This is a genomic window from Pedobacter ginsenosidimutans, assembly GCF_001442625.1.
GTDB lineage: Bacteria > Bacteroidota > Bacteroidia > Sphingobacteriales > Sphingobacteriaceae > Pedobacter > Pedobacter ginsenosidimutans.
Map to the genome: position 1 here is coordinate 265,860 of NZ_LMZQ01000005.1, position 22,923 is coordinate 288,782.

A 22,923-nucleotide genomic window follows, 5' to 3' on the forward strand; every position below is an offset into this window, starting at 1 on the left:
ATATTATGAAAAAGTTATTATTAAGCGCTTCAGTTTTATTATTAGCAACAGGTGCGTTTGCACAAACAAAGATGACTAGTGAAACTGCCCGCTTTGGGATAAAAGCTGGTGTTAACCTTTCAAAGTTTCATGCCGGGGGCGATGATGCTGCAGCAAACGCATACAACGACAATGTAAAAAACAATGTGGGTTTTAACGTTACTGCATTTGGAGATTTTGGTGTAGGAAACAATTTCTTCATTCAACCAGGTATATCTTTGCAAAATAAAGGTGCTAAGGGTGAATCAGTATCTACAATAACAGCTAATAATTCAACAATAACCACTACAACAACTGGAAAAACCAATTTAATGGCTATTGAGGTTCCAATTAACGCGGTATTTAGAATCCCTACTGGTGATGCTGGTGCAATACAGATTAGTGCAGGTCCTTATATTGGTTTCAACATCTCTGGAAAAGATAAAGGAGAAATAAGAACTACAACTGTAAATAACACCACTAATGCAAGTACTACTGCTGTTGTTGCTAATGATAGCGACTTATCTTTTGGTAGTGCAAGCGATAAAAACTTTGGTAGTACAGATTTCGGTGCAAACTTCGGTTTAGCTTACCGTACAAACTCTGGATTTTTAGTAGGTGCCAATTATGGTTTAGGTTTAACAGATTTGACTCCGAAAGACAGACAGGCTAATACCAATAAATTAACTAACCGCGTATTAGGTTTCTCAGTTGGTTACTCGTTCTAAGCGAAAGGCCTTAAAAGCAAAAGCCTCCCGATTTAATAATCCGGGAGGCTTTTTTATGCGCTATTATTTAGTCGTAAAAGTTCCAGCTTACGCCAAATTTTAATAGGGCATCTTGCATTGGGTATCTATTTACGGTATAATAACCTGGTTGGAATAATCCCTGATTTACAAAATCGTATTTAACAAAAATATTAGCCCTTTTTAAATTTGCTTTAAAAAAGACATCAATTACTGGTTTTGACGCCAGGTTTGTGGGATTACGCTCATCAATATAAAACTGTGCCGTTGCAGGTGAATATAAATAGTTTGCATATTCAGAATTATACCTCACATCAAAGCCCACATTGGCCTTTAATACTTTAAAAAAAGTATTATCAAAATAAATACTGTTATAAGTATAAAGTTCAGGTGTTCTTAACACTGCATTTTTATCTGTTTTTTGATAAGCGATATAATTTTCCATCACAAACTTGCCAAACCTCGATTTCTTTGATACATCCAACCTGATTAAGCTAATATCAGCAGTAGCCTGTTTTGGTAAAATAGCATTTGTACCATTAGTATGGTCGGCGGCAAAATAAACGTAGTTACTGGTTAAGAAATATTTGGCTCCAGCAGTAAAACCATACTTATCATTAATATAGTTAAATGATAAATTGGCAATTTTAATGTTCTTGAAATCAGTGTTTGTCCATTGGTAATGGTTGCCGTGATAGTAATTAAAAATAGCCGCTGGCGATTGGTTTTGTACATAGGCGCCCAACTCAATCCTTCCTATGGTTTTACCTAAAAGAATTTTACTTTTTGCTTCGTATAAATAATCGCCTGCATTTTCACCTTGCAAAATTTGCTGTACATCTAAATTGAAATCGATATTGTTAGAGAATCGGTAGCCCGCTGCACCCAAAATAGTAATATTTTGATAAGCAAACCTACTGCGCTCGTAATTGGTTGCATCTTGTTTTATGCCAAAATATTCATGCTTGTAATAATCGTGCCTTATACCTGCATCTACCTTCAGTTCATTTTTAATAACCGAACTATTTTTGGGCCTTAAAAAGAAACTATAAATAAACTCATTTTTGATATGTTGTACATGGGTCGAATCATTCGTAAATATTGTGCTCGCAATTCCGGGAGGCAGTACATTATTAACATCCGTTCCATTTTTGTAGAAATCGAAACTGTCGTTATTATACTCAAACGTATACGAAACCTTATTGGTTGGTAAAACAGCATTGTTCACATTTGCAGAGGTATCTATCCTGCCTACATAATAAGTTTGCTTTAAGAAAACGGTGTTTTTACGGTACAAATTTCTTGAGTCTGATAAATTTACCGGTTCTGCCTCTCTTGCAATTTTAGTATAATCTGGATCGAATAATCCTGTAGCTACTGTAGAGCCATTCTCGTAGGCACGCATGGTATTAAAAATTGCCGATGCCCACATATTATAACGTTTGCTTGGCGATTGGTACCATGAAAATACAGCAACATTCAAGTTATCGCCGCGTTGTCTGGCGTAAAAACCTCTGGAATCACCACGGTTAAAATTAACTCCAACGTTCCAGTTCTTTTTAATATTCTGCGTGTGGATAGCCCTAAAAAGTTGCTCTTTTTGTCCGGCACTAACAAAATACAAGCTGGTAAAAGGGGTTCTGGCCTGATAGTAAATAATATCTTCGGGGGTTAAAGTATAATAATCAAGCGAATGAAATCCTGCGTCAAAGCCAATCCTTTTGCTGGGTTCGTACAATAAAGGTCTGGCCGCCAAGCCCATATTACCATTGTTTATGGTGGGGTGCAAGGGCTGTAAAAGCGGGCTGTAATTCTGGATATTCGTAGTTGAGGTATCTAAAGGCAGCAGCACAATACTGTCTTTAGTTAACGACAGCTTGGTAAACCTGATATATTTTGCGGTAAAAACAACAGAATCCTTCCCCGAGTCTAGTTTCTTCCGAACAGAATCCAATTCCTTATTGGTACCCACACTCGTTTTTAAATCTTGTGCAAAGGTTTTGTTAATACCTAATAGCAGTAAGATAAAAAAACAGTTTTTAACGACTTTATGCATCTTATAGTTCAGAAATTAAGCGGGTTAAAATCTCTGTCATTTTAGGCTCGGCTTTGGCTGCTGCTGCTAAAATTTCATCTAAATTAAAAGGTTGCAGATCTTCCGGAAAACCCTCATCCGTTAACACGGAAATGGCAAAAACAGGTAAACCAGCGTGATTGGCCACAATAACCTCAGGCACGGTACTCATACCAACAGCATCAGCGCCAATTAAACGCAGGTATTTATACTCGGCTTTAGTTTCTAAATTCGGTCCGGAAACAGCAACGTATACCCCTTTATGACAGTTAATGTCAACATCTTTAGCTATTTCCAACGCTTTGGCTATAATATCGCGTTTATAGGGCTGGCTCATATCCGGAAAACGAGGGCCTAATTCGCTTTCAATTAAACCACGCAATGGGTTATCTGGCTGCAAATTAATATGATCGTCGATAATCATTAAATCGCCCTTTTTAAACTCAGGATTTAACGAGCCCGCAGCATTAGATACAATTAAGTTTTCTATACCCAAACCTTTCATTACCCTAACCGGGAAGGTAATCTGTTGCATGCTGTAACCTTCGTAATAATGCAGGCGCCCTTGCATGGCAATAATTTTCTTTCCGTTCAATGTTCCAAAGATCAGTTTCCCACTATGAAATTCTAAAGTAGAAATTGGAAAATTGGGAATATTAGAATACATCAATTGATGCTCAACTTCGATTTCTTTTACCAAGCCACCCAAGCCAGTACCTAAAATAATACCTATTTCTGGCTTAAAGTTCTCTGTTTTACGTTTTATATATTCAACGGTTTCTTCTATTGCTCTTAACATAGTTTAAAATGAGTTCGTCAAAGGTAATCTTATCTTCTTCAAATAATTCAACCTCTATGGGTAAATAATATACAGGTAAATCTACCAGTAAATCTTCAAATCCGGTAGCTCTTAAACGCTTGCTATCCTTTTCTGTTGTGATAATGATTTTATCTTTTTTAGTACTGGCCAAAAAAACCGATTTAAGCTTCTTAATATCGTCATTTTTAAAAGCATAATGATCACGAAATTCTTCGTGTTTAATGGTTTTAGTAAATTTTTCAAGCTCTTCTATTAACGGAGCAGGATTTGCAATTCCGGTGAGCAGGAAAATTTCGAAATCTTTAATCGACTCGAGCGTGCGGCTTTCGTTATGATATAAATGGATAAGATCGCCATACTTGAGATAAGAATGTAATACTGGTTGATTGGCATTTGGCTGCAGTTCATTTATAGCGGCCTGTTGGGCAACATGTAACAAAGGAACCGGTGATTTTGTGACCAATAATATGTCGGCCCTTTTACGCGAGGAGAAAACATCTCTTAAATTTCCCGCCGGCAACAAAAACTGTAAAGTACCCAACTTTCTAAACTCGAAAAGCACAATATTAAAACCTGCCCTTACCGCACGGTGCTGAAAGGCATCATCAAGGATAACTAAATCATGATTCTCTTTTAATTGCTTAATCCCATTTACACGGTCTTCGCAAACGGCAACAGTAACACCTGTAAATTTTTGATGGTACTGTAATGGCTCATCCCCTATCGTTTCGGCGGTTGCAGCGCCATTGGCAACAATAAAACCTTTCGTTTTCCGGCCATATCCCCTGCTTAGTATGGCTATTTTATAACCGGCCAGCAACTTCACTAAATATTCTGTTGTTGGTGTTTTGCCCGATCCGCCAACGGCTAAATTGCCTACACAGATTACTGGTAAATCGAACTTTACGGATCGCATCAATCCCCAATCATAAAGTTTTTTACGTATGAGGATAGCCATCCCATAAATGATCGAAAAAGGAAGTAGTAACAGGCGTAGATAGTTCAGTAGCATATCGTGGTTTCAAAAATACTGATAATTTAAAAAAGAAAGGCATAGCTTAGGCCAAATGCCCAATAGAGCAACCATTAGTTCGATGAAATGGTTTGTAAGGATTTTATGTTAAGCATAATTGCAAACTAGATAGCTAAATTTTTAAAGATTTTTTTTTTAGAAAAGCAGTGTCAGTAGTATAATTAACGTTAGTCGGGCTTTTCGCTAAATCTCTTGTTTTGAAGGAAACAAGAGGATACCGCTGCAATCCCGTTTAATTAGAAGCAACCGTGCTACTATTAAAGGTTTTGAACCTTCTAAAAGAAACAATCATCGTTACAAGGATAAATCGTATAGTTATTTTAACACTTGTTTGGACAAGAGCATTTATAGTCAGTTAACCAATTAGCAAAAGTTATTCGACCATATTATCTTTTTTTATTATCATTGTTATCTATCAAAAACATACTTTAATGTCTCCGAACAAAAGATTAGTAGTGGGCCAAGGCCAGATTAGTGGATATATTTCTATTTTTTTAGCCGTATTGGCGCTTTTAGGCATCCTGTGTTTTCATTATCCAGAAAAGCTTACCACCCCCGAATTCCGCGAAATTTACACAAAAAACAGTATGGAAGCCTTAATGCTTGGAGGCGTTATTGCAGCATTCTTCTTTTCGCTGTTAAGCTTAATCCTCAGTAAAAAACTAAAATGGGCCTGGCCAGGCTTTGCACTCGGTGCTTTAGCCGTAATATTGGGTGCTTTGAGTGTAGAAGGTAGAGATGTGGCTAAATCGAGCTGGCATTTTGGCTTGGACTGGATGATTTTAGATCTTCTATTAATGGTTGCCATTTTTGTTCCCTTAGAATTGTTTTTTCCAAAAAACAATGAGCAAACCAAATTTCACGAAGAATGGCGTACCGATTTAACTTATTTTGTAATCAGTCACTTATTTATTCAATTTTTTGGCATTGTAACCCAAAAACCTGCCGTATTATTTTTCGGTTGGATAGGTTTAGATAAATTGCACACCTGGGTACAGGGTCTCCCATTTATAGTGGCCTTGTTTTTGGCTTTTTTCAGTACCGATTTGTTTCAATACTGGGCACATCGTTTCTTCCATACCCGTGTGTCCCTTTGGCGTTTCCATTCCATTCACCATTCTACACAAAATATGGATTGGCTGGCCGGAAGCCGTACCCATTTTATTGATATATTTTTCACCAGGGCAATGACCTTTATCCCGCTTTATGTTTTAGGCTTTTCGTCAACCGTTTTCAATGTATACATTATATTTATTGCGATACATGCGGTACTTATCCATGCCAACACCAGGATTAATTTTGGCCCTTTAAAATACATTTTTACTACACCCCAATATCACCATTGGCACCATTGCGAAGATCCTAAATATTATGGACACAATTTCGCCTCAATATTTCCCTTTATTGATATGATGTTTGGCACCTATTATTTACCTGGCAAAGAATGGCCCGCCGGAACAGGTGTACACGAAGCTTCGTATCCGAAAGGTTTTGTTAAACAATCCATTTATCCATTTACAAAAAGTCCCTTTGACACTAATTTGAATATGGAAGAAAGAAGCGATAGATAGATGCTAACGCTCGTTTCTAACGAGCGTTGAATATTCCGTCGTTTAAAACGACGGAATCGTATAACTATTTCTGCACTCGGTTGGAAACGAGCGCAAACGAAAAACCAGGTTGTATCATAAGTTATAATTTCATTCGAATTTGTCACGTTAAGCTTCCCGAAGAATCGGGACAAGTAGTCGAAACACCTTGAGAGGCATTTAAACAGGTCCTTCGACAGGCTCAGGATGACAATTTATAATTATGTTGCAGCCTCCATTGCACACCCAACTCGGTGCCCGCTGTGTTTTTCTCTCCATAATCTCTGTGGTTAAAGAAGCTTAAATGGAACAAACCCGATTTTTAAATGTTATATTGGGGTTCCATCTTATAGTATGCAGGCCGAAACAGAAATTTTAATTATTGGTGGTGGATTGGCAGGTTTAACAGCCGCACTTCACCTGAATAAGGTGGGTTTAAATGTTACTTTGATCGAAAAAGATACTTATCCCCACCATAAAGTTTGCGGCGAATATATTTCGAATGAGGTGCTCCCCTATTTTGAATGGCTCGGTCTGGATATTGAGAATCTTGCCCCCACATTAATCAGCGAACTGCTTTTCACTTCCCTTTCTGGCAAAAGCATAAAAACTAAATTACCCCTTGGCGGCTTTGGCTTAAGCAGATACACAATCGATCATTATCTCTATACCGAACTGATCAGGAGAAAAATAAATGTAATTCATGATCGCGTTGTACAGATTAACTTTGCCAATAATCAATTTACAGTAGCAACTATAAACCATGCTTTTGCCGCAGCTTACGTTATTGGCGCTTATGGAAAAAGATCAACGATTGATATTAAGCTAAACCGGAGTTTCATTAATAAACAATCGCCCTACCTGGCAGTTAAAGCACATTACAAAGCCGATTTTCCGAATAATCTGGTAAGCCTTCATAATTTTGAAGGTGGCTATTGTGGCGTTTCGAAGGTTGAAAATGATCGATTGAATATATGTTACCTGGCCAACTATGAACGTTTCAAAAAACAAAAAAATCTGCTTGCCTTCCAGGAAAATGCACTTTATAAAAACAGGCACCTGAAAGCTATTTTCGAAAATGCTACCAGTTTATTCGATGCGCCATTAACCATCAGTCAGATTTCTTTCGAAGCTAAAGAACCTGTGTCTAATCATGTTTTAATGATTGGCGATACTGCCGGATTAATTCATCCACTTTGTGGAAACGGTATGGCCATGGCTATTCACAGTGCCAAAATTGTTTCAGAACTTTTGCATCAAAGAATGGAGGGCAAAATTAGTTCGCGGGTAGCATTGGAAAAAACTTATACCTTACACTGGAACAAGGAATTTAAAAGCCGCTTAAAAATGGGCAACGTATTATCTTCTTTGCTTAGGAACAATAAATTCGAAAGTTTAGCCATGAATACGTTGACTAATATGCCCTTTCTGCTCCATAAAATAATTAAACAGACACATGGTAAACCAATCAAGATTTCATCATAAATGCCAGTAGACACTACATATAGAAGTACAGCACCGGAGATTATGGATGACTTTGCTATGGAAGGTGAGATATTACGCGATGCACTGGATAAAATAGCAAGCATTAATCAGCTCCTTGGTGGTAATAAAGTTACACTAGAAGGGATTAAAAGATTAATCAACAGCAAACCAAAAGACGAGGTTATTCGTATTACTGATATTGGTTGTGGAAATGGAGATATGTTGCGCACTTTGGCAGACTATGCAAATAAACAAGGTTTACATTTTATTTTAAAAGGGATAGATGCCAATAGGTTCACCATAAATCATGCACAAAGTTTATCTACAAAGTACCCGAATATAACGTATGCATGTAGCGATATTTTTGATGATTTAAGTAAACCAGAACCTTGCGACATTATGCTGTGTACCTTAACACTACATCATTTTAAAGATGAAGAAATTATCGATCTGCTTGAGAATTTTAAAAGATCGGCAACAATGGGTATCGTAATAAACGACCTGCAAAGAAGCGCATTAGCCTATTACCTGTTTAAAGCTTTGTGTTATGTTTTTCGTTTAAATGATATGTCGCGGGAGGATGGTTTAGTATCCATTCTTCGTGGGTTTAAAAGAGCAGATTTGCTTAAATACACCAAACAATTAAAGCTAAAATCGAGTTCAGTAAAATGGAAATGGGCTTTCCGCTACCAATGGATAATTAAAACAATATGAGCGTAACCGTAAAAGCAGTAAGTAAAGCCCTGCCCGAATTTTGGAGGTCAACCGCTGAGATTTTACCCTTTCTAGATATTTGGCTAAAAGGTCAGGATGATCGCTTTATCAGAAAGGTAAAAAAGATTTTTGAAAGCGCCGCAGTAGATAAAAGATACTCGATCATGTCGCCCGAAGAAGTTTTTAGTGATTTAAGTTTTGAAGAGCGAAACAACATTTATGTAAGAGAAGGGATAAAGCTGGGTGCCAAATGTTTGGAAACCGCACTCGAAAAAGCCAACTGGCAAGCTCAGGATTTAGACTACATTATTACAGTGAGCTGCACCGGTATCATGATCCCTTCTTTGGATGCTTACCTGATCAATCTGCTCAAGCTACGTCAAGACATTGTTCGTCTACCTGTAACTGAAATGGGCTGTGCCGCTGGTGTATCAGGCATGATTTACGCTAAGAATTTCCTTAAAGCCAATCCCGGTAAACGGGCAGCAGTTGTTGCGGTAGAATCACCAACGGCAACCTTTCAATTAAACGATTTTTCGATGGCCAACATTGTAAGTGCTGCGATATTTGGCGATGGTGCCGCCTGTGTACTGTTAAGTTCGAATGAAGAAGATAGCGGGCCAGAAATTTTGGCTGAAGAAATGTACCATTTTTATGATGCTGAAGAGATGATGGGATTTAAACTGACCAATTCCGGACTGCAAATGGTACTGGATGTAGCAGTTCCAGAAACCATTGCGAATCATTTTTCAGATATTATTCATCCTTTTCTTTCCAAAAACGGTCTTGACATTAATAATATAAACCATTTAATCTTCCATCCGGGCGGAAAAAAGATTATCCAGATTGTTGAAGAATTACTTGGACAGCTAGGCAAAAATATAGACGAAACGAAAGAAGTTTTAAGGCTTTATGGAAACATGAGCAGTGCAACAGTTCTCTACGTTTTAGAACGGATTATGGATAAAAAGCCATTGCCTGGAGAAAAAGGACTAATGTTAAGCTTTGGTCCTGGTTTTTCGGCACAGCGCATACTTTTACAATGGTAATCATTCAACTAATCACTAATGAAAAAAGAGATCTTAGCGAAACTCCCTTACGGCAAATCTTTTCTATTTGTTGATGAGTTGTTGCATGTTGACGAAAACGGCGTGACCGGGACATATACCTATACTGAAAACCTTCCATTTTACGAGGGTCATTTTAAAGACCGTCCGGTAACGCCCGCGGTGATCCTCACCGAAACCATGGCGCAGATTGGATTGGTCTGTTTAGGCATTTACCTGTTAAAAGATATTGATCAAAATGTATCCGTCGCCATGACGTCGAATGCTATTGACTTTTTAAAACCGGTTTACCCTGGTGAGCAGGTTACAGTAACGAGTGAGAAAGTGTATTTTAGGTTTAATAAACTGAGTTGCAAAGTAAAAATGGAAAATGCAGCAGGCGAAATGGTTTGCAAAGGCAGCATTTCGGGCATGTTAATCTCAAAAGGAAATGAATAACAGAGTCGTAATTACCGGTTTAGGCATATGCGCACCCAATGGCACTACAATTGATGAGTTTTCAGTTGCCATAAAAAAAGGACTTTCTGGTATCCGCCATCAGCCAGATTTGGAAGCCTTAAACTTCTCTTGTCAGATAGCAGGCAAACCAGTACTTAGCGAAGAACGGATCAGCCAATATTTTACACCGCTTGAATTACGAAACCTAAACAGTACAGGAATTATATATGGTGTTATTGCTGGTTTGGATGCATGGAAAGATGCGGGCTTAACCATCGAAGATAATGAAGATCCCGACTGGGACAGCGGTACCATTTTCGGAGCGGGCACTTCTGGTATAGATAAATTTAGATGGGCAATTAACAAAATAGATGCGCTTGAAATCAAAAAACTGGGAAGCTCTGTTGTGATACAAACCATGGCCAGCGGCATAAGTGCTTTTATCAGTGGCAAGCTCGGCCTGGGTAATCAGGTGAGCACCAATTCATCTGCCTGCGCAACAGGAGCAGAAAGCTTATTGCTGGCTTACGAAAGGATTAAAACAGGTCAGGCCATAAGAATGTTAGCAGGCAGCACCAGTGACAGTGGTCCCTACATTTGGGGTGGTTTTGATGCCATGAAAGTTTGCACTTTTAAACATAACCATGAACCGGAAAAAGGTAGCCGCCCTATGAGTGCAACGGCAAGTGGCTTTGTACCCGGAAGCGGCGCGGGTGCTTTGGTATTAGAATCGCTCGAAAGTGCAATGGCTAGAAAAGCCAAAATATATGGCGAAGTGCTCGGCGGCCACATCAATTCTGGCGGTCAGCGGGGCTTGGGTACTATGACTGCACCAAATCCTACCTCGGTACAGCGATGTATCCAAACAGCATTAAAAAATGCGGGTATTGAAGCCCAGGAAATCGATGTGATTAATGGCCACCTTACCGCAACAACCAAAGATGCGCTCGAAATAGAAAATTGGAAAACAGCAATGCAGTTACCAGATGATGATTTCCCATACATCAATTCTTTGAAAGGCATGATTGGTCATTGTATTGCAGCATCAGGGAGTATAGAATGCGTGGCCTCGATGCTTGAGCTTTCAGAAGGATTTATTTTCCCCAATATTAATTGCGAAGACTTAAGCCCCGAGATTACAGCTTTAATTGATGCGAAATACATTCCGCAAACCTTGATTCATAAACCATTTAATATCTTAGCTAAAGCCAGTTTCGGTTTTGGTGATATTAACGCCTGCATTATTTTTAAAAAATATACCCATGAATAAAGAAGAGATCATCGAAGCCTTAAAAACAATTGTTGAACCTTACAGCGAAGAGGTATCAGCCATAGCGAATATTGACGAAAACACCGATTTTATAAACGATTTAAAAATAAATTCGGCCAACCTGGTTGATATTGTCTTAGATATTGAAGAGAAATTCAATATTGAAATAGACAACGATTCGATGGCTAAAATGCTTACTGTAAAAGCCACCACTGAAATTATAGCTCAAAAACTGGAAGCGAATGCTGGGTAACGATATCGTTGATCTGGATCTGGCTAAAATCCAAAGTAACTGGAGGCGTAAAAATTATCTCGATAAAATTTTCACTACCGAAGAACAGTTACTTATTTCATCAGCAAAAAGACCTGATGAAATGGTATGGCTGTTATGGAGTATGAAAGAATCGGCTTATAAAATTTATAACCGTAAAACCGGAATCCGAAATTTCGCTCCTAAAAGTTTAAATTGCACCATTTATCCAAACAACGATCAGATAAAAGGTACAGTAAGTATAGATAATGATACTTATTTCACTAAAAGCGATATTCAGCTACAATATATTCATACCATCGCTGCTCCTATTTATGGTAAGCTGGAAAAAATTAAAGTAACGATTTACCAATCACCAAATCATCCAGGTGATTATAGAAGCACTAAACCAGGCTGTGTAAGCCATCATGGGCAGTACCTAGCATTGGTGTATTAATTCCAGAGTTGACAACTTACTAGCAAGAAGGCAAGAAAAGTTGTCAACTCCTATAGAAAGAGGGTATCATCAAGCTTGTTAAATCATCATCACTAAATTGCTGTTTCCATAAATTGGCGTAGTGACCATTTGCAATCATCATTTCAGTATGGCTTCCCTCTTCTACAACCTTTCCCTTATCTAATACAATAATCTGATCAGCTTTTCTAATCGTAGGTAACCGATGCGCAATGATGATGATTGTTTTTTTTTGCATCCTTAACAAATCTATTGTTCGCTGCACATACTGCTCCGAAGCCGAATCTAGAGAGGAAGTGGCTTCATCCAGAATTAAAATTTCAGGATTACGGTACAGTGCCCTTGCTATTGCAATCCTTTGCTTTTGTCCGCCTGACAAAGAGGCTCCGTTTTCGCCTAAATAAGTCTGAAAACCTTCTGGCAAAGCTTCAATAAAATCGATAATCCCCAGTTGTGTACAAATACTAATAATCTGTTGCATATTGGGTTCATAATCGCCTATGGCAATATTTTCGATTACATTTCCTGCAAAAAGATCAATTTTTTGCGGCACAACGCTTAGTAAATTTCTTAAAGAGGCATTGTTCAAATACTTAAGCGCATGATTACCGATAAAAATATTGCCTGATTGTATGGGATAAATATTTTGAAGTAATGACATTAAGGTAGACTTCCCAGATCCGCTCTCTCCTACAATTGCAGTAAAACTTCCAGCCTTAATTTTTAGGTTTAAATCTTCAAACACATTTACACGACTGCCATATCTAAAAGCTACATGTTCAAACCTGATATCGCCCATCAATTCTTTCGTAAGGAAAATACTTGACGAATTTTGTTCAATCTCCAGGTCCATAATTTCGAACAAACGATCGGAGGCGATCATGGCATCCTGGATAGATTTATTTGCTCCAATTAAGGAAGTGGCCGGACCAGTAAAGTAACCAATAAGCGTATAGAAAGAAAATAATTCTCCAGGGGTAATTTCGCCATCTAAAACATAACCTGCACCCGCCCAAAGTAAAATAATAGTAAGCATACGGGCAATAACCTCGGTAGATGTTCCGGAAAAAACTGAATTTAATCCTGATTTATAAATTGTTCTGAGCAGGCCAATAAAATGAGTTTCTGTTTTTTCGTTGGTAAACCTTTCAAGGCCAAATCTTTTAATTGTGGCTACATTATTTAAGCCCTCAACCAATTGCGATTCCAACTCGGCCGACTCCTCCATCAACTTCCTTTGCATTTTCTTGTTTAGTTTATTGCTTATGAAATAAATCAATAAATACAATGGAATAACAGCCAACATTATTAAGGCCAGTTTCCAATAGTAACTGAACATTAAAATAAAAGAGAATACAACAATAAAGCCGTTTACAACCAGGTTAATGGAAACATCGTTGATAAAAGCTCTTATTTTAACGGCATCGTTTACCCTTGAGATAATTTCGCCCACCCGCATGGTATCGAAAAACTGTTGAGGCAGTTTTAAGAGGTGTTTGTAGTAGCCCAATATCAACCGGGCATCTATCTGCTGCCCCGTACGGATTGTAAAAATGGTTTTAGCCGTTCCAATAAATAATTGCAGCGCTAAAATGGCCACCATCATTAAGCTCATTAAATTAAGAAGGTTCCGATTACCTTCTACCAAAACATGGTCGGTTATTTTTTGAACAAAAACTGAGGTAGATAGTCCAAGTATGGTATAAATCAAAGCACCAAAAAGTGCCTGTGTTACAATACTTTTATGCGGTTTAATCAGGTTCCAAAAACGGCTTCTGGTATCAACCTTTTCATTGCCTTGCTTAAAACCCTCATCAGGTAACAACAGAACCAGTACGCCTGTCCATTCACTTGTAAATTCATCAATAGTTTTGCGGTGTTTTTTCCCATCACCCGGGTCCATTACTTCAATGTATTTATCGGTTACACCATAAATAACTACATAATGCTGCAATTGTTTCCTTACCACCACATGCGCAATAGCGGGCAATGGAATTTTAGAAAGACTATCTAAACTGCCCTTTACGCCTTTTGCTTCAAACCCCAGTTTATTTGCAGCTTCTATCAAACCTAAAACATTGGTTCCTTTTTGATCGGTGCTGGCCAATTGACGGATGCGTGCAACGGGCATTTTTAATTTATAAAACGCAGCTATAGATGCCAAACAAGCGGCGCCACAATCGGTAATATCGCGTTGTTTTATTAGTGTAGACATTAGAAGAGAGATGTGAGATTTGAGACTGGAGAACTGAAATTGGTGATTTGCGTGTTTTCGGCTTTGGTCTTTAAGCTTTTAGCTTTTAACTCCGTTTGGATTTAACCAATCATCAACTTTATCATAAAGCAATTGATACAAGTTTCGTTCTGCAATGGTAAAGTGTGCATTAAAGGTCATCCCCTTTTTTACCTGCCCTTTATAACCATTTTTTAACTTTAAATAATCCTTGTCCAGTTTACACTTCACTTTAAAATAAGGGCTTTGGTTAATCAATATAATATCATCAGAAATGTCGGCTACTACACCAGCAAGCAAGCCCCATTGGTTATAGTTAAAAGCATCGATCTGAAACCTGACGGTTTGGCCAGCTTTAATTAAACCGATGTCAGCAGGTTTAATATAACAAATGGCCAGCAAAGCACTATCAGGCGATATCTCGCCAATTTTCTGATTGGCGGTAATGAACGAACCCAATTGTAAACCTGATAGATTTTGCACCGTTCCGGATACTCCTGCGGTTAAATGATATAATTTCTCCTGCTCGGTTAGCTGGATTTTCTGGCTAGCGAGATCTTTTAATTCTTTTCTATACTGGTTAGATTCTGTTTGCCACTGCGTTTTGTACTTTTTAGCCACCAAATTAAAATCAGAGCGCGCCTGATCGTAGTTAAACTTATATTGCTCATACTCTGCTTCGGTAACAACCTTCTTGTTATACAATGTTTCATACCTTTTATAAATTTTATAGGCTTGTTCGCGTGCATTTAGTGCATTTTGAATCTGTTCTGCGTATTGTTGCCAGCTTGCCGCATACAGGCCGGTTTGCAACGCAGGTTGCCCTGCATTGCTTAAGTCGACCAGTTTTAAAACGAGGAGCGCATCATTTAATAAATCTTTTAATTCACTTGAGCGATTATTCAAAATCACATTTTGTGTTTCGGGTATAGTGGGGTCTATATTTAAAAGGAGTTCTCCTTTTTTTATCTTTTTGTTATCGGTTAAATTAATCAGCGTAATTTTTCCAGCCACTGGGGCAAGCAGTTCTGTTCTTTCGATATTACTCTGTAAAGAACCATTGCCCTTAACGCTTACTGTTGTGTAAATAAAAGGTAGAGCGGCAAAAGCAACAAGAGTGAACAATATGGTGGCAGAATAAATAATTTGTGTCCGCACCCTGGTATGGTGTAAAAAAATAATAGAATTATCTTCAAAATTGGCGTCTTCTGTTAAGGGCATAATCATCAATTGGCTTGGTTAAGGCCAAGTTTGTAATTATTAATTTATGCCACAAAAAAGATACACGAAAAGGGAGATTGTAGGGATGAAACGCTGAATTAGCTGAGTTGCTTTAGGATATTTGCAACGAAGACACAGAATCTATTAAAATTTAATATTAAGTTTGTGCATTTCAGGAGTTAAGGCCTCATAATTTCTATCGACCAAGCACCCTTCTAATTGTAAATACTGGATGTATAAAAAATTATTGCTCATGCTTATTGGTGGCTAATATAGTATACCGCCTTACCAAGAAAATAACCACCTAAATAAGTTACTCCAATGACGAAAAAGCCAGAAATAAAGATCTAGAGATTGTTTTCATAGCAATTTCAGATTAAATTTTTAATTAAAATTGTTAAGGCAATAAAATACCGAAATCTTTAACGCCTTGTATTACTCCGTTTATAAAATATGTTCTCTGATCAAAAAGATAGATACAGACCAGAATGGCAATAAATAAGATATTTACCATTTTTTGATTTTTTTTGATGGCTGTTTTTTCCATGGTTAAAGTTTGATTTTAATCCTTAATTAATTTTGAAATTAAGACAAATTTGATAGAATAAATATATCTACGTCAGACTCTTCATTAATAACCAGATATTAATAATAACATAATCATCACATCGATTATAGATTCACAATTACACTTAGGATTTTTGTAAAATTACCTTTACGTGTTTTATTTAAATAGTCATCCTAAACTTAGGGAAGACAATATTGGTAGGACTGTTTCAGTAAGGAAGGAGATTCTGAAATTTTTAATGGGTAAAATAGAAAAGAGCCCTACCCAATAGCTCAGCTGTTGCAAGTGAAAATAATAGTACACCAAATATTACCAATAAAATATTGATTAATGATAGCCCTTTAATACTGGTATTACCAGTAACTAATGAAACAGATGGCACAAGTAGTAGAATTGCTGAAAGTATAAATAAAAAAACCATAATAATACTGAGATAATATTTAAATATAAAATAAATTAACCGTTTTATCAATATTTGATAAAACGGTTGCAAATTAAAATTTTATTTTTCATGCTTACCGCCTGAAGCATCATGCCAGCCAGCATAACAGGCAATTCCAGCAAGACCGAATATCAATAACCATTCTTTACAGCCACCATTAGTAGCCGTCAATTCATCATTTGTCAGCTCTGATAGATTATCATTGGTGATAATATTATTAATTTTTTTCATCTTCTATAAATTTATTTTAATTATTAATGTGTTGAATGATACCAAGCTTTACCTATATAATATCCTGCAGCCATACCAGCAGCTCCCATTGCAATTCCAATTCCAATTGCACCAAGAACAATAGGGTTACCTCCATCTGTCATCTTCATTTCCTTAGCATCCATTTCCTGAACACCAAAGCTTTCTAATTTTAAGTTTTTCATTTCGTTTAATTTAAATTTTTGTTTCTTACTCATTAAGGCTTTTCAGATTCCTCCTATGTTGGCCTAACATGAAACAAGTATTGGATATTAAATTTCAATCAAAAAAAAAGATACACTAAAAGGCACTTTATAAGGACAAAAGAGAGAATAACCTCTGAAATAGTCAATTTCGAATCAAACTGGCGTCAATCCAGGTCATACATCAATCTACACAAAAGATAATACAAATATGTATTTTAAAATAGTTCATCCTTTAAGTATAAATATCGACTATAATTGTAATTGGAAACTATGAAAAAAAATATCCCAAATGCCCTGTAATTTCTTCAATTTAATTTACCCAGCAGCCAGATTAATGCGTGCAGGCAATGATGGGGCCGATTTAGGCATTAAACCGGATATAGCTATACCAGCAGATGGTACCCGATTGGGTTGGCTATGTAAAGAAGTATAAAACTAAATAACAGTCATCGTTTAAGACCTACAATCTATTGGTTTGGTACAGATAAACGACCGTTTGGTGTATATTTTTTGGCTATTGAATTCAGAAATAACACTTTTAAACACATTTATTTAACTATCTAATATTACAATTATGAAAAACAAAAAATTAGAAAAAAGAACACAGTTTATCTTTAAGAAAAAAACTATTATTAATTTAGATAATGACCAGTTGAGGAGAATTAATGGAGGAAGTAATCCTACAGGAGGAGGCCATTCAGGAAATCCACAATGTGATGAACTAAAAACGGTAAATCAAACGGTAAGTGGTTAAGAGATAACTGAAGCTAACAATTATAGTTTACACTTTCATTCTTAATGTAAACTATAATCATCCCACTAACTATGAAAAATATCATCTTATCTGTTTTGTTGTTCTTTTCCTTTAATAACTTATGGGCACAGAACTGCAACTGCTCTGATAACTTTCGTTACCTTACCAATAGGATAACGAAAAATTATGTGGGTTTTAAAGATAAGATTACAATAAAAAATCAGCAACAATTTCAAAAATTCACCGATAGCCTGCAAAAAGTAGCCGACAGATCAAATGCTTATAAATGTTTGAATTTAGGCAGAGAATGGCTCGCCTTTTTTAAGGATAAACATATATCATTTGGAATGGAGTTTGATAAATTAAATCCTGATTCTGTGAGACATTTTTTTTCAATGGAGGAAAAAACTAGCTGGACAGAAAACGTTTTTAAATCTTACCTCGCACAAAACAAAGAAAGCATTGATAGTATTGAAGGGATTTGGAGCTTTGGCATATATGAAGTTGGAATTATTAAAGACATAAAGCCTAATCAGTTTATTGGCTTTATATTAAAGGCAGATTCGATCAGATGGATGCCACAACAAATTAAGTTTAAATTGATAAAAAAAGATAGTCAATATCAAACAATGTTCTTTAACGGAGGCGATCACTCAGAACAACACCCTATACTTTTAAAGAATGGTGACACCCTAAATTTTGGGATCTTTGGCAAGTGGATAAAAAGCCCTAAAACTAAGCAAAAGACGCTACAACCAATAACTGTGAATAATAGCGCCCCATCATTTAGCATTCTTGATCAGAAAACCTCACTCATTAAACTCCCATCATTTAATTCTAAATATAAAACTCAAATCGATAGTTTAATTCTTAAAAACAAGCATCAAATTGACCGTACTGAGCATTTGATTCTTGATGTAAGGGATAACTCTGGAGGTTCGACTAAGTGCTTTGAGAAACTATTGCCTTATTTATACACCAATCCCATAAAAGTGGATGGAGGAATTGTTTTGGCCACAGAGGACAATATACGCGATTGTTACGAAATAGATTATCCTAATATTTCTAAGCAGAGTAAGATAGAAATGAAAAATGATGTTAAGAAATTAAGAGCTCACCTAGAAGAGCACTATCTTTTGTATAAAGAATATAGAATAAAGTTTTCGAAGGTTTTAAAAAATCCGTCGCGGGTCTCAATTATAATTAATGAGAATACGGCAAGCAGCGCTGAACTTTTCATATTAAGAGCAGAACAAAGTAAAAAAGTGGTTTTATATGGCAGTAACACATCAGGCGCAGTTGACTATGGTGAAACTGTACTTATAAAATTACCATGTAACTTTTACTCTCTTAGTTATCCTGCTAGCAAATCACTACATAGCGTAAAGCGACCACTAGACAATGTAGGTATTACACCTAATGTAAAAATACCTAGCGATACAACTAATTGGGTTGAATTTGTAAGAACATATTTTTTTAAATGATAAATACAAAGAAGAATTACAGGGTATTTATATATCATTTGGTTTTTTGGATAGCTTATATGCTATTAGGCAATCTACTGGAATACCCCTTAGATCCAGAAGGATTTGTTTTTAGCCCGATTGATATATTAATCTCTCAGCTGCCAAACATTTGTACAGTATACGTGTGTATTTTAGTTTGCAAAAAATTTGCCAGTCCAATAAAACCGCTTTTACTTATTTTGGGAACTGTATTTGCTTTTACAGTTTGTTTTTTACTATGGTACATCACAAGTTACCATATAAGGCCTCATTTTACGGTGAATGGTCCAAAATCCCCTCCATTTAATTTTTTAAATTATGGAGCTGCGGTATTATGGGTTTTCATAAAGTATTCTATTTTGGGCTTTGGGTATTATTTTGCCTCTGAAGGAATTAAACGCGAACGAAAACTACGCCTTATCGAAAAAGAAAAACATGAAGCAGAATATGCTTTTCTCCGTGCACAGATTAATCCTCACTTTTTAAACAACACCCTTAATTTCTTTTTCGCAAAGTCTTTACCCTTGTCAGAAGAATTGGCCGATGGGATCATGATCCTCAGCAAAATTATGCGTTACTCCTTAGAAATAGATAAAGATGATCGCATGACCTTAATAGATGAGGAAATTGAGCACATTAAAAATGTAATTAAAATTAATCAACTTCGCTTCAATAACAAGTTGCAGATTGATTTTAATGTGAATGGGAATACTGATAACATACGACTGATCCCATTAATTCTAATTACCATTGTAGAGAATATCTTAAAACATGGCAGTTGTACAGATAAGTTGCACCCTGTTAAAATAACCTTAAGCATTAACGAAATCGATCATAATATCCATTTAAGCACTTGGAACAAAAAGAAAAAAGGGCCTAAAGAACTCTCGAGTGGTATAGGTATGGAAAACATAAAAAAACGCCTTACCAATCATTACAATAAGGGATTTGCTTTAAATATTAACGAAACCGAGCTTGATTATAGTCTCGAGTTAGTTTTACCTTATAATAAAGCGACCGATCATCAAGAAAAACCAAGTCCATCTGATAATTTAGGTTTTTTAGAGCATTTCAAGTTACCGCAAATTAAACCTCAACCATACGCCTAATGATTAACTGCATCATTGTTGATGACGAAGACCATGCCATTGAAGTAATACAACATTACCTGAAATCTGTTGCCGCAATACAGATCACCGCAACATTTACCAATCCGATTGATGCCCTAAGTTTTTTAAGCAGCAACCCGGTAGATCTCATTTTTTTAGATATTCATATGCCAGAGATATCGGGCATTGATTTCATCCAAACGATGAACAACAAAGACGTACAGGTGATACTTACTACTGCCTATAAAGAGTTTGCCACTGCCGGTTTTGATCTTGATGTAGTTGATTATTTAGTTAAACCCATCCCTTTGCCCCGCTTTTTACAAGCCATAAATAAAGCGCAAAAGATTATTAACACTAAAAAAGTTCATCCCCCCGTGAAGCACCAGGATGACGATTATTTCATGGTTAAAACAGAGGCTAAAGGTAAAATGCTGAAAATTAATATTGCCGAAATTGATTTTATTGAAGGCATGAAAAATTATATTGCTTTCCACCATAATGGGATTAGAACGCTTGCCCTGCTAACCATGAAAGATGTAGAGGAAAGATTGCCCAAAGCACAATTTATCCGGGTGCAGAAATCGTTTATAGTAGCGCTTAATAAAATCACATCTATAGATGGAAACAGGATTATTTTAAAAGGTATTTCTGCAGAAATATTGATAGGGGAAACTTACCGTAAAGATTTTTTAGACATGATGAAGCAAAAGCTACTTTTGTAACCAGCATTGACAACTTTCTTGCCACCCTGTTAGTAAAGTTGTCAACTCCTCTTATCCAAAATACCAGCATTTTAACCACAACTTCTTTAAAATTACCTGCTCATTGGCTTCGGCCTCCAGACTTCTGTCTCTGACTATTCCAGTCAAACGTTTGCTCTATTTTCTTTACAGAATAATAGAATTGCCTACCCCAAAAAGCGTTATCTTTGTCCAAATCATAAAAAATAAAATATGCTTAAAGGATTTTTTAACGTACCCACTCCGGTAAACGAACCTATATTAAATTATGGCCCAGGCAGTAAAGAACGTGCACTTTTAAAAGAAGCACTTGCAGAGGCACGCTCACACCAACAAGACATTCCGATGTATATTGGCGGCAAACAAGTTCATACCCAAAAAAAGGGGAAAGTTGTTCCACCACACGATCACCAACATATTTTAGCTCAATTTAGCATTGGCGACAAAACCCATATTACACAAGCTATTGATGCTGCTTTAGCGGCAAAAGAAGATTGGGAAAACCTAGCCTGGGAACACCGTGCTGCAATTTTCTTAAAAGCTGCCGACCTAATTGCAGGTAAATACCGTTACAAATTAAATGCTGCAACCATGCTAGGCCAAAGCAAAAATGCCTACCAGGCTGAAATTGATGCAGCATGTGAGCTTATCGATTTCTTACGTTTTAACGTAAGCTACATGGTAGATATTTACAAACAACAACCTCCTGTTTCTCCTCGTGGAAGCTGGAACCGTGTTGAACAACGCCCGTTAGAAGGCTTTGTTTTCGCCCTTACTCCTTTCAACTTTACTGCAATTGCTGCTAATTTACCCGCATCAGCAGCTATGATGGGTAATGTTGTGGTTTGGAAACCTGCTGATACCCAAGTTTACGCTGCTAACCTTTTAATGGAAATTTTCCGTGAAGCAGGTGTGCCTGATGGCGTAATTAACCTAGTATATGCTGATGGACCTGAAACTGGTGAAGTGATTTTTAACCACCCTGATTTTGCAGGTATCCACTTTACAGGCTCTACAAAGGTTTTTCAGGAAATCTGGAAAACAATTGGAACAAACATCCACAAATACAAATCGTATCCACGTATTGTTGGCGAAACCGGCGGTAAAGATTTTATCCTGGTTCACCCATCTGCACAAACAAAAGCAGCAAGTACAGCAATTGTTCGTGGTGCTTTCGAATACCAGGGACAAAAATGTTCGGCGGCTAGTCGTGTTTATATTGCAGAAAGCCTTTGGCCAGAAATTAAAGAGCAGATGTTAACTGATCTTGCCAGCTTTAAAATGGGCGGGACAGAAGATTTTGGCAACTTTATTAATGCTGTTATCGATGAGCGTTCTTTTGATAAATTAGCAAAATATATCGATCAGGCTAAAAAAGATAAAGGTGTAGAAATTATCGCTGGTGGTAACTACGATAAGAGTAAAGGTTATTTCATCGAACCAACTGTTCTAGTGGTTGATGACCCGAAATATACAACCATGTGCGAAGAGTTGTTCGGCCCTGTTTTAACGGTTTATATTTACGCAGATAAAAATTTCGACCAGATTTTAGAAGTAATCGATACTACCTCGCCTTATGCCTTAACTGGTGCTTTAATAGCACAAGATAGATATGCAATTGAAAAAGCAAGTCATGCGCTACGCAATTCGGCCGGTAACTTTTACATCAACGATAAGTGTACAGGTGCTGTTGTAGGTCAACAGCCATTTGGCGGCGCAAGAGGCTCCGGTACAAATGATAAAGCGGGCTCGATGATCAATTTATTGCGTTGGGTTTCTCCACGTACCATTAAAGAGGTTTTCGAATCGCCAACTGATTACCGTTACCCATTCTTAGCAGAAGACTAATAGCACAATATATAAGGCCAGACATCATTGTTTGGCCTTTTTTATGCCTAACCGAATACCATTTCT

Annotated in this window: 23 protein-coding genes; 15 read left to right on the plus strand and 8 right to left on the minus strand. The window is 36.9% G+C overall.

The window, feature by feature from the left end; translation table 11 throughout:
- Nucleotides 1-5 precede the first annotated feature (5 nt).
- Nucleotides 6-746, plus strand: coding sequence for an outer membrane beta-barrel protein (locus ASU31_RS09495; RefSeq protein ID WP_057932099.1), 741 nt, complete (start codon nt 6-8; stop codon nt 744-746).
- Nucleotides 747-813: 67 nt separating this feature from the next.
- Here the strand turns inward: ASU31_RS09495 and ASU31_RS09500 are convergent, their stop codons facing one another.
- Genes ASU31_RS09500 through lpxK form a run of 3 tightly spaced genes read right to left on the minus strand, consistent with a single transcriptional unit; the run spans nt 814 to nt 4,670 of the window.
- Nucleotides 814-2,820 carry a putative porin gene (locus ASU31_RS09500; protein WP_057932100.1) on the minus strand — a complete coding sequence of 669 codons (2,007 nt, stop codon included), beginning with the start codon at nt 2,818-2,820 and terminating at the stop codon, nt 814-816.
- Nucleotide 2,821: 1 nt separating this feature from the next.
- The gene (locus ASU31_RS09505; RefSeq protein ID WP_057932101.1) at nt 2,822-3,637 is read right to left on the minus strand and encodes a purine-nucleoside phosphorylase; all 816 of its coding nucleotides are present in this window, start codon (nt 3,635-3,637) and stop codon (nt 2,822-2,824) included.
- Nucleotides 3,609-4,670, minus strand: coding sequence for a tetraacyldisaccharide 4'-kinase (gene lpxK, locus ASU31_RS09510; protein WP_057932102.1), 1,062 nt, complete (start codon nt 4,668-4,670; stop codon nt 3,609-3,611). The genes ASU31_RS09505 and lpxK overlap by 29 nt, the downstream gene beginning before the upstream one ends.
- Before the next feature lie 452 nt (nt 4,671-5,122).
- Between lpxK and ASU31_RS09515 the strand changes: the two genes are divergently transcribed.
- The 8 genes from ASU31_RS09515 to ASU31_RS09550 all read left to right on the plus strand — a co-directional run bounded on the left by ASU31_RS09515 (nt 5,123) and on the right by ASU31_RS09550 (nt 11,961).
- Complete coding sequence (locus tag ASU31_RS09515; RefSeq protein WP_057932103.1) at nt 5,123-6,262, plus strand: sterol desaturase family protein; 1,140 nt, start codon at nt 5,123-5,125, stop codon at nt 6,260-6,262.
- 372 nt (nt 6,263-6,634) lie between these two features.
- Nucleotides 6,635-7,765 (plus strand): NAD(P)/FAD-dependent oxidoreductase, encoded by a 1,131-nt coding sequence (locus ASU31_RS09520; protein ID WP_057932104.1) that lies wholly within the window; start codon nt 6,635-6,637, stop codon nt 7,763-7,765.
- Nucleotides 7,766-8,479, plus strand: a complete 714-nt coding sequence (locus ASU31_RS09525) for a methyltransferase domain-containing protein (RefSeq protein WP_057932105.1) — start codon at nt 7,766-7,768, stop codon at nt 8,477-8,479. It abuts the gene before it with no gap.
- Complete coding sequence (locus ASU31_RS09530; RefSeq protein WP_057932106.1) at nt 8,476-9,528, plus strand: type III polyketide synthase; 1,053 nt, start codon at nt 8,476-8,478, stop codon at nt 9,526-9,528. Before ASU31_RS09525 ends, ASU31_RS09530 begins: the two co-directional genes overlap by 4 nt.
- An 18-nt stretch (nt 9,529-9,546) precedes the next feature.
- Nucleotides 9,547-9,984 carry a 3-hydroxyacyl-ACP dehydratase FabZ family protein gene (locus ASU31_RS09535; RefSeq protein ID WP_057932107.1) on the plus strand — a complete coding sequence of 146 codons (438 nt, stop codon included), beginning with the start codon at nt 9,547-9,549 and terminating at the stop codon, nt 9,982-9,984.
- On the plus strand, nt 9,977-11,254 hold the full coding sequence (locus ASU31_RS09540; protein WP_057932108.1) for a beta-ketoacyl-[acyl-carrier-protein] synthase family protein: 1,278 nt from the start codon (nt 9,977-9,979) through the stop codon (nt 11,252-11,254). Before ASU31_RS09535 ends, ASU31_RS09540 begins: the two co-directional genes overlap by 8 nt.
- Nucleotides 11,247-11,507 carry an acyl carrier protein gene (locus tag ASU31_RS09545; RefSeq protein WP_057932109.1) on the plus strand — a complete coding sequence of 87 codons (261 nt, stop codon included), beginning with the start codon at nt 11,247-11,249 and terminating at the stop codon, nt 11,505-11,507. The genes ASU31_RS09540 and ASU31_RS09545 overlap by 8 nt, the downstream gene beginning before the upstream one ends.
- On the plus strand, nt 11,497-11,961 hold the full coding sequence (locus tag ASU31_RS09550) for a 4'-phosphopantetheinyl transferase family protein (RefSeq protein WP_057932110.1): 465 nt from the start codon (nt 11,497-11,499) through the stop codon (nt 11,959-11,961). Before ASU31_RS09545 ends, ASU31_RS09550 begins: the two co-directional genes overlap by 11 nt.
- Nucleotides 11,962-12,004: 43 nt before the next feature.
- Here the strand turns inward: ASU31_RS09550 and ASU31_RS09555 are convergent, their stop codons facing one another.
- The 5 genes from ASU31_RS09555 to ASU31_RS09565 form a co-directional block, all read right to left on the minus strand.
- Nucleotides 12,005-14,194 (minus strand): peptidase domain-containing ABC transporter, encoded by a 2,190-nt coding sequence (locus ASU31_RS09555; protein WP_057932111.1) that lies wholly within the window; start codon nt 14,192-14,194, stop codon nt 12,005-12,007.
- A 78-nt stretch (nt 14,195-14,272) separates the two neighbouring features.
- Nucleotides 14,273-15,433, minus strand: a complete 1,161-nt coding sequence (locus ASU31_RS09560) for an HlyD family secretion protein (protein ID WP_167346170.1) — start codon at nt 15,431-15,433, stop codon at nt 14,273-14,275.
- A 397-nt stretch (nt 15,434-15,830) separates the two neighbouring features.
- Nucleotides 15,831-15,980 carry a hypothetical protein gene (locus ASU31_RS27420; protein WP_157257953.1) on the minus strand — a complete coding sequence of 50 codons (150 nt, stop codon included), beginning with the start codon at nt 15,978-15,980 and terminating at the stop codon, nt 15,831-15,833.
- 523 nt (nt 15,981-16,503) lie between these two features.
- A complete protein-coding gene (locus ASU31_RS27425; protein ID WP_157257954.1) occupies nt 16,504-16,674 on the minus strand; it encodes a hypothetical protein in 171 nt (56 codons plus the stop codon).
- A 23-nt stretch (nt 16,675-16,697) separates the two neighbouring features.
- Nucleotides 16,698-16,910, minus strand: a complete 213-nt coding sequence (locus tag ASU31_RS09565) for a hypothetical protein (protein WP_057932113.1) — start codon at nt 16,908-16,910, stop codon at nt 16,698-16,700.
- 277 nt (nt 16,911-17,187) lie between these two features.
- Here ASU31_RS09565 and ASU31_RS27430 point away from each other — a divergent pair, with 277 nt between their 5' ends.
- The 6 genes from ASU31_RS27430 to pruA all read left to right on the plus strand — a co-directional run bounded on the left by ASU31_RS27430 (nt 17,188) and on the right by pruA (nt 22,857).
- Nucleotides 17,188-17,331, plus strand: a complete 144-nt coding sequence (locus tag ASU31_RS27430; RefSeq protein ID WP_157257955.1) for a hypothetical protein — start codon at nt 17,188-17,190, stop codon at nt 17,329-17,331.
- A gap of 141 nt (nt 17,332-17,472) precedes the next feature.
- On the plus strand, nt 17,473-17,652 hold the full coding sequence (locus ASU31_RS09570; RefSeq protein WP_057932114.1) for a hypothetical protein: 180 nt from the start codon (nt 17,473-17,475) through the stop codon (nt 17,650-17,652).
- Nucleotides 17,653-17,723: 71 nt separating this feature from the next.
- Complete coding sequence (locus ASU31_RS09575) at nt 17,724-19,136, plus strand: S41 family peptidase (protein ID WP_057932115.1); 1,413 nt, start codon at nt 17,724-17,726, stop codon at nt 19,134-19,136.
- A gap of 221 nt (nt 19,137-19,357) precedes the next feature.
- The gene (locus ASU31_RS09580) at nt 19,358-20,266 is read left to right on the plus strand and encodes a sensor histidine kinase (protein WP_167346171.1); all 909 of its coding nucleotides are present in this window, start codon (nt 19,358-19,360) and stop codon (nt 20,264-20,266) included.
- Nucleotides 20,266-20,991: a LytR/AlgR family response regulator transcription factor gene (locus tag ASU31_RS09585; RefSeq protein ID WP_057932117.1), complete on the plus strand. Its 726-nt coding sequence runs from the start codon at nt 20,266-20,268 to the stop codon at nt 20,989-20,991. Before ASU31_RS09580 ends, ASU31_RS09585 begins: the two co-directional genes overlap by 1 nt.
- 231 nt (nt 20,992-21,222) lie before the next feature.
- A complete protein-coding gene (pruA, locus tag ASU31_RS09590; RefSeq protein WP_057932118.1) occupies nt 21,223-22,857 on the plus strand; it encodes an L-glutamate gamma-semialdehyde dehydrogenase in 1,635 nt (544 codons plus the stop codon).
- The last annotated feature ends 66 nt before the right edge of the window (nt 22,858-22,923 follow it).